The organism is Streptomyces flaveus (assembly GCF_014647675.1).
GTDB lineage: Bacteria > Actinomycetota > Actinomycetes > Streptomycetales > Streptomycetaceae > Streptomyces > Streptomyces flaveus.
In genome coordinates this window covers 269,357-283,021 of sequence record NZ_BMPQ01000007.1, presented here as the reverse complement: position 1 = coordinate 283,021, position 13,665 = coordinate 269,357, and the positions used below count along the sequence as shown (strand labels likewise).

Genomic DNA, 13,665 nt, shown 5'->3' with positions numbered 1-13,665 from the left:
CGGTTCCTTCTCACTCGGTTCCTTCCATGGCGTGCACGAGCGCGGGCTCGGTGATGTCCCGGCCGCTGATCTCCCGCACGATCCGGCCGTCCCGTACCACCAGGACGCGGGTGCACAGCGTGAGCAGGTCCTCCGTGTCGGACGAGGACACGATCACCCCCATGCCGTCGCCCGCCTGACGTTCGATCAGCTCGTACAGCTGCTGCCGGGTCGCGACGTCGACGCCCGCCGTCGGTTCGCACAGCACCAGCACCGGCGGCTGCTGGGCCAGGCAGCGGGCCATGACGACCTTCTGCTGGTTGCCGCCGCTGAGTGTGGTGATCGGGGCCCCGCGTCCGGCCGTACGCACTTCCACGCGCCGGATCCACTCCTCGACGAGGGCGCCCTCCCGTCCCCGGTGCAGTCGGCCCAAGCGGGCGCGGAGCCGGTCGAGCAGGGGGAGGGTCATGTTCTCGGCGACCGAGAAGTCGCCGACCACCCCCTCGGTCGCCCGGTCGGCGGGCACCAAAGGGATGCCGAGTCCGCCGGCGTCCCGCGCGTCGACCCACCGTGGGGAGCGTTCCGGTATCCGCACCCGGCCGCGCACCGGTCCGGTCCAGGCCCCGCACACCGCGTACGGCACTGCCTCATGGCCGGAGCCGACCAGCCCCGTGATGCCCAGCCGCTCGCCCCTGGCCAGGTCGAAGCCGACGCCGCGCAGCGGGCCGACCCACAGATCTCTGACCTCCAGCGCGGCCTCGCCCGTCTCGCCGACCCTGCCGACGGCGCCGGAGGGCGGCTGCGGCCGGTGGGCAGTCTCCGCCTCCTGACCTGCCATCAGCTCCGCCAGTGACCGGGGAGTGAGCTCAGAGACCAGGCGGGTGGCGATCCGGCGTCCGCCGCGGATCACGGTGACCCGGTCGGCGAGCGCGAAGATCTCGTCCATGCGGTGCGAGACGTACAGCACGCCGGCACCCGCGTCGCGGATCTCCCGCACGATCTGGAAGAGGCGGGCCACCTCGCCCGGCGGCAGCACGGCGGTCGGCTCGTCGAGCACCAGCACGCCGCGCCGGCCCTCCCAGCCCTGCAGCGCGGCGGCGATGGCCACCACCGCGCGCTGGACGGGGGTGGCCGTGGCCAGCGGCCGGCGTACGTCGATGCCGAGGCCGAATCGCTCGACCAGTGCGGTCGTCCGCCGTTCCATCTCCGGCCAGCGGATATTGCCGAACGCCGTACGGGCGAAGCCGCGGCTGAGCGCGAGATTGTCCGTGGCGCTCAGCTCCTCCACCAGTCCCAGTTCCTGGTGGACGAAGCGGAGCCGGTCGTGCCGCGAGCCGGTGACATGGCCCAGGTCGAACGGCTCGCCGTCGAGTTCGGCGACCGCTCCGGGCTCGGCGTGGTGATATCCGGCGAGGATCTTGATGAGGGTGGACTTGCCGGAACCGTTGGGCCCGATCAGCGCGTGGATCTCGCCGTGGGCGATCTCGAGGTCCACGTCCTTCAGCGCCTGGGTTCCGCCGAATCGCTTCGACAGCCCCTCCACCCGTAGTACCGGGCGGTCCGCCTCCGCCGTCCCGGCGTGCCGCCCGTGCGACGTCTGCGCCGACGTGTCAGCGTGCACCGCTCCTCCATCCGTGGATGGCGCCGCCGCCGGCACGGAGCCGGCGGCGGGCCGTGCCGGTCAACTCAGGCCCCAGAGCGCCTTGAACTGCTTCTGGTAGTCCTCGACGAGCGGGAAGTCGCCGTCGGCGGACGGCAGGTTCTCCTTGGTGATCAGCATGTTGGGCAGCTCCGCCTTCTGGTCCGCGTCCATGGGCTGGCCGGTGAAGTGGCGGGCCAGCGCGTCGACCTGGATCCAGGCGGTCTCGTACGTGTTCAGGGCCATGGCGGCGTCGGTGAGACCGCCCTCGATGTACTGGTAGCTCTGTGCGTCGCCGACGTTGACGATGATGCGCTTGCCGTTGATTCCGGCGGTCTTCAGCGCGGCCGGGACGCCGACGTTGAGCAGGCCCAGTGAGAAGACGACGTGGGTCACCTTCGGGTGCGAGCGGAGGTACGACACCACCCGGTCCGGCATGTCCTTGCCGATCGCGGTGATCGGCACGTCGACGGTGTCCAGCCCGCAGCCCTCGCACCACTCGCGGTACTTCGTCTCGAACCCGTCCCTGACGGGCTTGAGGATCGTGTACGCGGGCAGGTCGAAGTAGACGGTGTCGGCCTTCGCGCCGCTGTTCGACACGACCCACGAGGCGATCATCGTGCCCTGGACGTCGACGTCCGCCGGCCCGTTCTTCAGCAGGGAGATGCCGTCGCCCACCACTTCGTCGGCGTTCGACTGGATGACGGGGATGCCGGCCTTCTTCAGTTTTGCCAACTGCTTGGCGTACACCGCGCGCGGGAACCCGGAGGCGACGACGGCGTCCGGCTTGTCACGCACCGCCTGTTCGTAGGCGGCCTGCACGGACTCCGGGGTGCCCTGGGTGGGGATCTGCTTGACTTCCCAGCCGAGCTCCTTCGCTCCGGCGGTGAAGTAGTCGGCCAGGTCCTTGCAGGACTGGACGCCGCACAGGATGAAATCGATCTTCTTGCCCTTGGGGATCTTCTTGCCCACCGGCTCGGTGACGGGGATCTTGGCCGGGCGCTGGGTGTACTGCTCCATGGCCTTCGAGGCTGCGGCCAGGCCGGGGGAGTCGGACGCCGCCTCCGGCTTCGATTCGGCGGCCGGAGTGGCACCGCCGCCGCACGCGGAGAGCGTCAGCAGAGCGGTGACGGGGACGATCGCGGTGAGGGCGCGGCGGACCGCGCGACGGGGTCTGGAACTCATCGTTGAGTGCTCCCACGCATAGAGGGTCGAGAAAGCTGCGTGAACCGCCGTCGTGGGGTACGGCGCGGGCCGCCGGGGTGACCGGGCGGCACTGCGGCCAAAGCGGCGCAACTCCGCTCAGGCCAAGAAACTTATGAGGCACTACAGCCTCAAGTGCGTCGGAGTGTGACACGCCCCGGCAGGCTTGGGGAGAGGTTCGTCACCATGAATTCGCGCTCTGACGCCACTTTCTCTCGACAACCTCGGCCGATCCGGGATCCGGACACCGTCGCGAGTGTTGCTCCCGGCCGCGCCTGCTAACTACACTCACTCTAAAGTTTCTGCCAGAGGAGAGATGATGGACGAAACGTCGGAGTCGGTCACCGCGCGGTGCCCCGGGCCCACCGTCCAGGACTACCTCGACCAGGACAGCCGCCCCGTTCCCGCCGCACTGAGGCACGACAGGAACGACTACATCGGCAGCGAGGACATCGACTCCGCGCGCTTCGTCTCCCGCGAATGGGCGGAGCGCGAGATGCGGCAGGTGTGGCGGCGCGTGTGGCAGTTCGCCTGCCTGGAAAGCGAGATCCCGGAGGTCGGCGACCACGAGGTCTACGAGATCGGCGACGACTCGCTGATCGTCGTACGGACGGCCCCCGACGAGATCCGCGCGTACGTCAACGTATGTCTGCACCGCGGCCGCAAGCTGCGCACCAGTGGTGGCAACGTCGGCGAGTTCCGCTGCTCGTTCCACGGTTTCGCCTGGAACCTCGACGGCACCATGCAGACTCCGCCCTGCTCTTGGGACTTCCCGCATGTCACCCCGGAGAAGTTCGCGCTCCCCGAGGCCCAGGTGGCCACCTGGCGCGGCTTCGTCTTCATCAACATGGACCCGTACGCGGAGTCCTTCGAGAGCTACCGCGGCACCTTCGACGAGTACTACATCTGGCCGCTGGAGGACCGCTACAAGTCGCTGCACATCGCGAAGGTGCTGCCCTGCAACTGGAAGGTGGCCCAGGACGCGTTCATCGAGTCCTTCCATGTGATCGCCACCCACCCGCAGATGCTGCCGTGGCTGGCGGACGCCAACTCGCAGTACGACGTCATGGCGGACCAGCCCAACTGGAACCGCATGATCAACATCCAGGGTGCTCCCAGCCCGCACGTGGCGGACTCCGTCACGGAGGAGGACGTACTGGAGACGTTCTACGACTCGCGTGCGTTCTACGCGGCGGCCCAGGGCCGTGACCTGGTGATGCAGGAGGGGGACGAGATGCCGGCGATCCCGGCCGGCGGCACAGCCCGCCAGGTCCTCGCCGAGCGGATGCGCGCACAGCTGGCGGCCACCTCGACCCAGGACTTCTCCCAGACCGCCGACACCGAACTCCTGGACGCCATCAACTACTTGCTGTTCCCCAACTTCAACCCCTGGGGCGGCGCCAAGTCCAACATCATCTACCGGTTCAAACCCAACGGTCTCGACCCCGACTCCTGCACCGCCGAGATCATCTTCATGTCGGCGCCGAAGAAGCCCGGCGAGATGCCGCCCCCGGCCAAGATCCGCTGGGTACCGGAGGAGATGCTATTCGCGGACATCCCCGAACTCGGTGTCCTCGGGCCCGTCTTCGACCAGGACTGCGAGAACCTCCCCTACGTCCAGCAGGGACTGAAGGCGATGCGCAAGCCGGGCATCACCCTGGCCAACTACCAGGAGAGCCGCATCCGTCACTTCAACCAGACGCTCGACCGGTGGATGAACACGTGACCCACCGTGTGGCGGGCCATCGTGTGTCGGTCAGGCCCTCCGGCGTCGAACTCGAAGTGCTCGACGGCGAAGACTTGTTCAGCGCCGCCCAGCGGCTCGGATACCGCTGGCCCACCGTCTGCGGCGGCAAGGGCACCTGCCGTACCTGCTTCGTGGCGGTCGAGGAGGGCACCGAGAACTGTTCACCTGTGGACCCGCTGGAACGCGAGGGTATCGAAGCCCTCCGCAAACCCGTGGACGGCCTGACCCGGCTCGCCTGCCGGCTCCGGGTCGAGGGCCCGGTGACCGTGACCAAGCGCGGCGTACGCCGCCGAGTGCAGGAGTGAGCCCCATGTCCAAGCAAGTGATCCATCCGCTGACCGGGCATGTGTACCGGCTCACCGAGGACGGTCTGGTCGAGGTGACCGACCCGAAGACCGGAGCACGGGGCATCTTCGACTTCCAGGCCCGTTGGCAGTCGGGCGAGCTGCGCCACGCCGACCTCCAGATGGCCGGCTGGGTGGGCCGCCTCGCCCGACGTCGCGTCCCCGAGCAGCCGGAGGAGTGACCCCGTGACGCCCCGTACGACCCGGGTGGTCTGTCTGGTGCGCCGGCCCGACGGGGAACCGGTGACCGGTGACTTCGCCGTCGAGGAGCGCCCATTGCCGTCCCTCGGCGAGGGTCAACTGCTCGTCCGCAACCTCTACATGAGTGTCGACCCGTCCATGCGCGGGCGACTGGAGAGCACCGAGAAGCACTACACGCACAACTTCACGCCCGGATCGCCGCTCGACGGCCGGGCGCTGGGTGTCGTGGAGGAGAGCCGCTGTTCGTCCGTGCCGGCAGGGGCGTATGTGCGCCACCAGCTGGGCTGGCGGGAGCGGGCCGTGCTGGATGCCGCGGACACCGACGGCGCCGGTCGTATCGACCCCGAACTCGCGCCGCTGCCCACCTGGTTGGGGCTGCTCGGGCAGACCGGCTTCACCGCGTACGTCGGGCTGGCACGGATCGCCGAGGTACGCCCCGGCGACACCGTCTTCGTGTCGGCGGCGGCCGGGGCCGTGGGCAGTGCCGCCGGGCAGTTCGCCCGGCTGCTGGGCGCGGAGCGGGTCGTCGGGACCGCCGGAGGGCCGGACAAGTGCGCCCTGTTGGTGAAGGAGTTCGGCTACGACGCCGCCGCGGACTACCGCGCCGAGCCGGTGCGCGAGGCGCTGGCCCGGATGGCACCCGACGGTATCGACGTCTACTTCGACAACGTGGGCGGGGAGCAACTGGCCGCCGCCCTGCACGCGTTGCGGACCGGTGGCCGGGTCGCCCTGTGCGGCATGATGTCGCAGTTCGGCGGGGAGCGGCGGTCCGCAGGCAGCGGCCAACGGTCGGCCGACATCAACCAGTTGATCCAGGCGGTCCTCAAGCGGCTGACCCTGCGCGGCTTCATCGTCCGCGACCACGAGGACCTGCGGCCGGAGTTCGAGGAGCGGGTCGCGGGCTGGCTCCGTACGGGCCGGATCGCCGCGCGCGAGACGGTGGTTGACGGTCTGGAGAACGCTCCCGGGGCGCTGCTGTCCCTGCTGGACGGTGGCAACGTCGGCAAGATGCTGGTCCGGCTGGGCGACTCCGCGTAATCCGCAGGGAGTTGGCCGTCAGCGCATGGAGCGGGTCGCTGCGATCACGTGGGCCTGCAAGGAGACTCCCACGCGGGTCAGCCCGGCCGCGGCGGCCCGGAAGTCCTTGATGTGCGGGGTGGTGAAGTGCTCGTCGAGGGCCCGCTGGGATGCCCAACGCTCGTACACACGGATCCGCCGCTCGTCGCTGGGGTCCGCGGTCATGGCGTAGTCCAGACAGCCGGGCTCTTCTTCGAGGGTCCGGCGCCCCAGTTCGACCAGCTGCCCCAGCATCGTGTCCCGGTCGCCGGCCTCGTAGTCCATCCAGCCGGCGACGATGACTTCCTCTGACACGGTGGTCCTTCCCACGGGTCATGCGCGCGGGCCCGTCGCCCCTGTCAGGGGAAGCGACGGGCCCGCGGCGATTCAGATGACGAGCGCCGCCGGGGCGCTGTCCACGGTGACCGTTCCCTTGTCGCCGTCGACCGTGATCACCATGCCGTCCCGCAGCCGTCGCGTACCGCCCTCGACGGAGATGACGGCCGGAATGCCGAGTTCGCGGCAGACCACGACGGCGTGGCTGTTGAGCGCGCCCACGTCCACGACGGCGGCTCCGGCGACGAGGAACAGCGGGGTCCAGGCCGCGTCGGTGATCGGCGCGACGAGTACCTCTCCCGGCTCCAGCGCCTCGCAGGAGGCCGGGTCGGTGACGACGCGGACCTTTCCGGTGTACGTCCCCTGGCTGCCGCCCACTCCGCTGAGCACATCGCCCTCGGTCGCGGCCTCGGTCCGCTCCTCGGCGCGCCGCGGCCAGCTGTCGATCTCGGTCTGCGCGTCACCGGCGACGAAGAACGGCGGCTCCAACTCGTGCAGTCCGGCGTACTCCTCGAGGCGCTGCGCGATGACGGGGCCGAAGGACTCCGGGCCGGCGACATAGTCGTCGAGTTCGGTGTCCAGCAGCATCATCACGTCCTCCGGCCGGGCGAAGCGTCCCGCCTCGACGCCGCGGCGGCCGAGTTCACGTACCGTCATCCGGATCTCGTTGATGACGGTCACACAGTTCGCCTTGGTCCGCTCGCGGGCCGGGATCCACACCTGGGAGGCGTGCATTCCGGCGTCGAACATCGGCTGCGCGTCCTCCGGGAGCAGGGCCCGGATCTCCGAGGCGATCTGCTCGCGCCGCTCCGTCAGCCGGCGGTGACGTTCGGCGGGGGAGCCGTCGTCGGCGCTGTGCCGGATCCGGTCGACCAGGGCCAGCGCCTGGACGGGCGAGGCCTCCCAGGACAGCGCGTGGATGTCCCACTCGTTGGGCCCGCGGTCGCCGGAGGCGGCCAGGAACTCCTCGAAGGAGTCGCGGAACGCCTTCACGTCCCCGCTCGCCCCGTCGAGCGCCTGCTCCACGGCGGCCGGACCCTGGTCGAACAGCGCGGTCAGTTCGGCCGAGGCCACCACCTGCCGGGACAGCGTCCACAGCCCGGTCGATGGGGAGGCCGAATCGACATCGCCGAGACCGCTGATGAGGTCCAGCATGGTTCCCGGACGGTCCACGCTCGCACACAGCGGGCCGAGGATCGCCGGTCCGACCGACGCGGGCAGCGAGGTCTCGACGTGCCGTTGGAAGGTCGTCTCCACTTCGTCCAGCAAGGAGCGGGCGTACGCCACCAGCTCGATGTCGGACAGGGACGCCAGTTCGGGTCGCTCGCGGCGGATCCGGCGCAGCCGCTCCTGGTCGGCGTCGCCCTGCGGGTAGTCGGCCTGGCCGAGCATCCGCTGGAGCGTCCCCCCGGCCTTGGCCGTCAGTTCCGGGTCCTGGTCGTCGGGATGCGGCACGTACACCGGTGTGTCGGAGCGCTGGCCGACGAAGGCCGCGTCGATGTCGTCCGCGGTCTGCCCCATGCGGATGCCGAACAGCCGCAGGTGCGACAGGTTGAGGTAGAAGTAACCACCGAAGATGCCCACGAACGGCGGCCGGTCGCCGGTGATCTCGTCCCCGCGGTAGATGCCGAACTCGACGAAGCCGCGGCGCCAGCCCTGCAGACCGCGCCCCCAGACCAGGGACCAGCCCAGCGGACTGGCCGGCTCCGGCAGGGTCTCGCCCGCGTTGGCCCGGGTGTAGTGGGGCAGTCGCTCACTGCGCTGCCAGTCGGTGATCCAGTGCTTCATGGCGATGGGTCTCCCGCCGTCCGTTCCCTCGCTCACCACTGCGACGTTCCACCGTCGACGCTGATCAGCGTGCCCGTGATGCCCGCTCCCGCGTCGCTCGCGAGCAGCGAGGCGACGCCCGCGATCTGCTCCACGGTGGTGATCTGCTTGGTGGCGGCGTGCTCGGCGAAGCGGCCCAGCCACACCTCGTACGAGATGCCCTCGGCCTCGGCCGCGGCGGGGCCCGCGGCCCGCATCAGGTCGGTGTCGACGGCGCCGGGGCAGATGGCGTTGCAGGTGATGCCCTGGGTGCCGTACTCAAAGGCGGTCGCCTTGGTCAGGCCGTGGATGGCGTGCTTGTTGGTGATGTAGTGGCTGATCGCCGGCTTGTTGGCCTGCTTGCCCTCGACGGAGGAGATGTTGATGATGCGGCCCCAGCCGCCCTCCAGCATCTTCGGCAGCGCCCGGCGGGTGCCGTAGAAGTAGGCGTTGAGGTTCAGCTTGAGGGCGTCGTGCCAGGCCTCGTCGCTGAGCTGGTGGACGGGGGCGAAGCCCGAGGTGCCACCGACGTTGTTGACCCAGATGTCGAGCCGGCCGAAGCGCTCCGCGGCGAAGTCCGCGAGTGCCTCGATGTCCTCCTGGCTGTTGGAGTCGCAGGGGTGGAAGACCGCCCGGTCCCCGGCGCCCATCTCCTCCAGGGCCTGCTTGCCCTTGACCTCCGAACGGCCGCTGATCACGACCGTGGCCCCGTCGGCCAGGAAGGCCTCGGCGATGGCGCGGCCGATGCTGCGCGTGCTGCCCGTGATCACCGCGACACGTCCGTCGAGGCTGCCCGTAGCCACCATGCTGTTCTCCTGCTGGTTCTGAGGGTTCGTCATCTGGACGCTTCGTCCAGGAGGCGGTGGATGGTGCGGTGGAAGTGCTGGAGTCCGGGCTCGTTGCGTCCGAAGACGAAGTCGGTCCCGGCGAGGGCCTTGAGCCCCCGCTGTACTCCGTAGGTGGTCGCGTAGTCCTCGTCGCGGACCACCTCGTAGAACCACTCGCCGAACTGGTCGGCGGCGTGCCGCTCCTCCTCGGTGACGGCCGGCTCGCGCAGCAGGATGATCTGCTGCGTCACCGATTCGGTGGCCGTACGAGGGATCACGATGGAGACGGCGATCTTGTTGCGCCAGGTGCCGGCGATGGCCAGGCCGGGGAAGAGCCAGTAGATGGCTCCGACCACGTCCCCGGGGTCACGCTTGTCCGGCGGCAGGTCCACCACGTCGGCGACGGGCCGCAGGGCGGCACCGAGGCGCTGGTGAGGGCCCCAGGTGTCGTGGGCCATCATGTTGGAGAAGTTCGTCTCGAAGACCGTCTTCGTGTGCAGCGAGGCGAAGTGGTAGGTCTCCAGGTACCCGTCGAGGGTGACCTTCCAGTTGGGGCTGGTCAGCTCACGGGTGGCGTAGTGGTGGCAGTCCGCGAAGCGGAGCCCCTCCAGCAGTGGCTGCAGATCGCCGAGCCAGGCGTCCAGGTCGTGCTCGGCGGCGGGGTCCAGTGATACGAAGACGATGCCGGCGCGCTCACCCACGGGGAGCTGTACAAGGCTGCGCTTCTCGCGCGGTACGTCGCCGAAGGTCTTCTCGGCGTATACACCGCGCAGTTCGCCCGAAAGGTCGTACGACCAGGCGTGGTAGGGGCAGGTGATGCGCTTCGCCACGCCGCAGCCCGGCTCGACGAGTTCGGCGCCACGGTGCCGGCAGGCGTTGATCATCGCGTGCACGACGCCCTTGCGGTCCCGGGTGATCAGGATCGGCATGCCGAGCACGTCCAGCGCTTTGTAGGTGCCCGGTCCGGGAAGCTCGCACGACATGGCGAGGGGGAGCGGAACACTCCGGTGGACGGCGTCCATCTCACGCAGCCAGCGGTCGGCGTCGAGGTAGTTGTCGACGGGTTCCGTCCACTGCTCCTCGGCCTCATGGGTCGTGTTGTTGCGGTAGTGCTCGATGACGCGCTCGGCGAGCTCGGCCGCGTCCTGCCGCATGGCCGCGCTCGCGGCATCGGTGGCGTGGTTCTGGCCGATCCATGAGTGGTATTCCGGGGCGGGCGGCGGCAGGGGACGCTCGTCGCCTGCCGCTCGGATCTCCGGTGAATTGATCTGGACCACGATGTCCTCAATCCTCCCAGCCGCGAGCTGGTGAAGGGTTCTGGTGCTACAGCTCCGCTGCGATCGCCACAACAACAGGAGTTAGTGTTGTGTGTCAATAGAAAGTGCCGAAGTCGGCTGCACGACATTCCGCAGGTCATCTTCGCTATCTGCTGCGAGGGTAGCCCTGGCCCGACTCGATCTTTCTAGGGATCGGCTCCAGCTGCGGGAGTGCGGTGGGCAACAGCCCGACGGAAGGTGGCCCGGTGACCCATGACGCATCCGATCCGGCCAGGGCCGCCCTGGGGGCGGCGATGACCCAACCCTTCGAGGCCGGTGTCGTGGTGTGCGACCTGGAACTGATGGAGCGCTTCTACCGTGAGGCGCTCGGCTGTGTTCCGGTGCACCGGTCGCACATCCCGCAGTCGATCGGTGGCCCCGCCGGGCTGGGCGGACCGCTTCTGGTCGTATGGCTTCAGGTGCCCGTCGGGGCGGCGTCCGGGACGTCCTCCGGCGGGCGGATCAAGCTGGTGCAGCCTCGGGTGAGTGCCGTACCCGTCCCCGCCCCGCCGGCCGCGCCGCTGACCGCATGCCGCGGCTTGTCCTATCTCACGTTCCACCTGGAGGACATCGCGCCGGTCGTCGCCGCACTGCCTGCTGCCGGTGCTCGCCCGCTGTCGTCCCCGGTCGTCGTCCGGGCACGGGGGCGGCGGATCAGCTTCTGGGCGGACCCGGAAGGCAATGCGGTGGAGCTGACCGACGGGCGGGGCGCCGATCCGGGGCCGGATCGGACAGAGGCGTAGTAATTAGAGAGCCTGTTCAGTAAGGTGCCCACTGCTACTTACTGTAGACCGACATAACAAAGTCCGATTGCGTGGCACACCAGCACACCTCCCTCGGGCGAAGGGGCGGACGATGGCTCAACGGGCCTCAAGCACATCAAGCACATCCAGGTCATCAAGACCACAGAAGAAGTCGGCCGATCCGGCCGCGGCCCAGGCATCCGCGCAGGTCGTCAGGGACCTGCACGAGCGCATGGTGCGCATCCGGCTGTTCGAGACCGAGGCGGGCAAGCTCATGGAGGCCGGCAAGCTGCCGGGCTTCCTGCACCTGTACGTCGGCCAGGAAGCCGTGGCCGCGGGGGTGATGGCGGCACTGCGCGACGACGACCAGATCACCTCCACCCACCGCGGACACGGGCACGCCGTGGCCAAGGGCGTCAGCTTCCGGCACATGTACGCCGAGCTGTACGGCCGGGTCACCGGAGCCTGCCTGGGACGCGGCGGCAGCATGCACATCAACGACCTCAGCCTCGGCATGCTCGGCGCGAACGGCATCGTCGGCGCGGGCATCCCGATCGCCGTCGGGGCCGCGTTCGCCGCCCACTACAAGGGCGAGGACAGCGTCGCCGTCTCCTTCTTCGGCGACGGCGCGACCAACATCGGCACCTTCCACGAGGCCGCCAACATGGCCGCCGTACTGCGTCTGCCGGTGCTGTTCATCTGCGAGAACAACGGCTACGCCGAGTTCACCCCCCAGTCGAAGCACATGCTGATCACCGACGTCGCCGACCGGGCCGCGGCCTACGGCATGCCCAGCGTGATCGTCGACGGCATGGACGCGGCCGCCGTCCACCAGGCCGCCACCGAGGCCGTCGCACGCGCCCGGGCAGGCGAGGGCCCGATGATGATCGAGGCCAAGACCTACCGCTTCTACGACCACCAGGGCGTCAAGGGACTGCGCCACCCCTACCGCTCGGACGAGGAGGTCGCCGAGTGGAAGACCCGCGACCCGATCGACCTGTTGGAAGCCCGTGCCCTCTCCGACGGCACCGCCACCCGCGCGGAGCTTGACGACACCTGGCAGCGCACCCGGGACGACATCGCCGACGCCATCGCGTACGCCGAGGCCAGCCCGCTGCCCGACACCGCCGACCTGCTCCTCAACGTCTACTCGGGGTGACCGCCATGACCACCATCACCGAAGCACCCGCCGTCGCCCTGGACGCCACGGCCCGCGAACTGACCTACGTCAAGGCCTTCAACGAAGGACTCGCACAGGCCATGCGCGAGGACGAGAACGTCTTCGTCGCCGGCGAGGACGTGGCCGGATACGGCGGCGTATTCCGCATGTTCGACAACCTGCTCGACGAGTTCGGCCCACGCCGCATGATCGACACCCCGATCTCCGAGGCCGCCCTGGTCGGCCTCGGCGTGGGCGCCGCGGCCCGTGGTCTGCGCCCCGTCGTCGACCTGATGTTCATGGACTTCATCGGCGTCTGCCTGGACCAGATCGTCAACCAGGCCGCCAAGATGAAGTACATGTTCGGCGGCGCCCTCTCGGTGCCGCTCACCATCACGACCGCCTCCGGCGCGGGCCTCGGTGCCGCCGCCCAGCACAGCCAGAGCCTCGAGGCCTGGCTCGCGCATGTGCCCGGCCTCAAGGTCGTCATGCCGTGCGACGCGTACACCGCCAAGGGCCTGACCGTCTCGGCGATCCGGGACGACAACCCGGTCGTCGTCATGCTCAACAAGGTCCTGCTGGGCAGCAAGAGCCAGGTGCCCGAGCCGATCTACGGCATCCCGCTCGGCCAGGCCCACACCGCGCGCCAGGGCTCCGACGTCACCGTCATCGCGCTGGGCCGCATGGTGGGCGAAGCCCTCTCCGCGGCCGACGAACTCGCCGCCGAGGGCGTCGAGATCGAGGTGATCGACCCCCGCACCGTCCAGCCCCTGGACACCGAGACCATGATCGCCTCCGTGCGCCGCACCAACCGGGTCCTCGTCGTGCACGAGGCCGTCACCTTCGGCGGGCTCGGCGGGGAGATCGCCGCCCAGATCCAGGACGCGGCCTTCGACTACCTGGACGCACCGGTCCTGCGCATCGGCGCCCCCTTCTCCCCCGTGCCGTTCTCCCCGGTTCTGGAGAAGGCGTACGTCCCCGATGGCGCCCGCATCGCGCAAGGGTGCCGCCGTCTCCTCGAAAGGTCGTGACGAAGTGGCGGTCGAGGTTCTGCTGCCGAAGATCGGCCTGACCATGCAGGAAGGCACGATCGACGAGTGGCTCGTGCCCACCGGCACCGCTGTCTCGGAGGGCGAGGCCCTGCTGCGGCTGGCCACCGACAAGGTCGACGTGGACGTCGAGGCGGAGGCCGGTGGACTGTTCCACCCCGTGGTCCCCGCCGGGACCACGGTCCCCGCCGGGGCGCTCATCGGCTGGCTGCTCGCCGAGGGAGAGCAGCCGCCGGAGCCGGGGGGTGCGCCGGCGGCTT

The 13,665-nt window shown here is 69.6% G+C and carries 14 protein-coding genes; 8 read left to right on the top strand and 6 right to left on the bottom strand.

The features are described 5' to 3' along the window. Window positions 1-10 precede the first annotated feature (10 nt). Window positions 11-1,600, bottom strand: a complete 1,590-nt coding sequence (locus tag IEZ21_RS17395) for a sugar ABC transporter ATP-binding protein (RefSeq protein ID WP_189322791.1) — start codon at window positions 1,598-1,600, stop codon at window positions 11-13. A gap of 60 nt (window positions 1,601-1,660) precedes the next feature. Next, window positions 1,661-2,803, bottom strand: coding sequence for a sugar ABC transporter substrate-binding protein (locus tag IEZ21_RS17390; RefSeq protein WP_189322790.1), 1,143 nt, complete (start codon window positions 2,801-2,803; stop codon window positions 1,661-1,663). Window positions 2,804-3,140: 337 nt separating this feature from the next. Between IEZ21_RS17390 and IEZ21_RS17385 the strand changes: the two genes are divergently transcribed. From IEZ21_RS17385 to IEZ21_RS17370, 4 genes are read left to right on the top strand one after another with little or no spacing between them, the layout of a single operon-like run. After that, entirely contained in the window at window positions 3,141-4,547 is a 1,407-nt protein-coding gene (locus IEZ21_RS17385; RefSeq protein WP_246567838.1) for an aromatic ring-hydroxylating oxygenase subunit alpha, read from the top strand. Then, window positions 4,544-4,873: a 2Fe-2S iron-sulfur cluster-binding protein gene (locus IEZ21_RS17380; protein WP_246567836.1), complete on the top strand. Its 330-nt coding sequence runs from the start codon at window positions 4,544-4,546 to the stop codon at window positions 4,871-4,873. Before IEZ21_RS17385 ends, IEZ21_RS17380 begins: the two co-directional genes overlap by 4 nt. A 5-nt stretch (window positions 4,874-4,878) precedes the next feature. Continuing rightward, window positions 4,879-5,094, top strand: a complete 216-nt coding sequence (locus IEZ21_RS17375; protein ID WP_189322789.1) for a transposase — start codon at window positions 4,879-4,881, stop codon at window positions 5,092-5,094. 4 nt (window positions 5,095-5,098) lie between these two features. Then, on the top strand, window positions 5,099-6,151 hold the full coding sequence (locus IEZ21_RS17370; RefSeq protein WP_189322788.1) for an NADP-dependent oxidoreductase: 1,053 nt from the start codon (window positions 5,099-5,101) through the stop codon (window positions 6,149-6,151). Window positions 6,152-6,169: 18 nt separating this feature from the next. Here the strand turns inward: IEZ21_RS17370 and IEZ21_RS17365 are convergent, their stop codons facing one another. The 4 genes from IEZ21_RS17365 to IEZ21_RS17350 all read right to left on the bottom strand — a co-directional run bounded on the left by IEZ21_RS17365 (window position 6,170) and on the right by IEZ21_RS17350 (window position 10,415). After that, a complete protein-coding gene (locus IEZ21_RS17365) occupies window positions 6,170-6,484 on the bottom strand; it encodes a putative quinol monooxygenase (RefSeq protein WP_189322787.1) in 315 nt (104 codons plus the stop codon). Window positions 6,485-6,556: 72 nt separating this feature from the next. Next, window positions 6,557-8,329 (bottom strand): PEP-utilizing enzyme, encoded by a 1,773-nt coding sequence (locus IEZ21_RS17360; RefSeq protein WP_246567834.1) that lies wholly within the window; start codon window positions 8,327-8,329, stop codon window positions 6,557-6,559. Beyond that, complete coding sequence (locus IEZ21_RS17355) at window positions 8,326-9,150, bottom strand: SDR family NAD(P)-dependent oxidoreductase (RefSeq protein ID WP_246567832.1); 825 nt, start codon at window positions 9,148-9,150, stop codon at window positions 8,326-8,328. The genes IEZ21_RS17360 and IEZ21_RS17355 overlap by 4 nt, the downstream gene beginning before the upstream one ends. After that, window positions 9,147-10,415 (bottom strand): aromatic ring-hydroxylating oxygenase subunit alpha, encoded by a 1,269-nt coding sequence (locus IEZ21_RS17350; RefSeq protein WP_246567830.1) that lies wholly within the window; start codon window positions 10,413-10,415, stop codon window positions 9,147-9,149. The genes IEZ21_RS17355 and IEZ21_RS17350 overlap by 4 nt, the downstream gene beginning before the upstream one ends. A 245-nt stretch (window positions 10,416-10,660) precedes the next feature. On the opposite strand from IEZ21_RS17350, the gene IEZ21_RS17345 reads away from it, so the two are divergent. From IEZ21_RS17345 to IEZ21_RS47615, 4 genes are all read left to right on the top strand, one after another. Next, window positions 10,661-11,197, top strand: coding sequence for a VOC family protein (locus IEZ21_RS17345; RefSeq protein ID WP_189322786.1), 537 nt, complete (start codon window positions 10,661-10,663; stop codon window positions 11,195-11,197). Window positions 11,198-11,429: 232 nt separating this feature from the next. Then, window positions 11,430-12,356 carry a thiamine pyrophosphate-dependent dehydrogenase E1 component subunit alpha gene (locus IEZ21_RS17340; RefSeq protein WP_189322785.1) on the top strand — a complete coding sequence of 309 codons (927 nt, stop codon included), beginning with the start codon at window positions 11,430-11,432 and terminating at the stop codon, window positions 12,354-12,356. Window positions 12,357-12,361: 5 nt separating this feature from the next. Further along, entirely contained in the window at window positions 12,362-13,387 is a 1,026-nt protein-coding gene (locus tag IEZ21_RS17335; protein WP_189322784.1) for an alpha-ketoacid dehydrogenase subunit beta, read from the top strand. Window positions 13,388-13,391: 4 nt separating this feature from the next. Next, a partial coding sequence (locus IEZ21_RS47615; protein WP_308429634.1) for a biotin/lipoyl-containing protein occupies window positions 13,392-13,665 on the top strand: 274 nt, incomplete at its 3' end.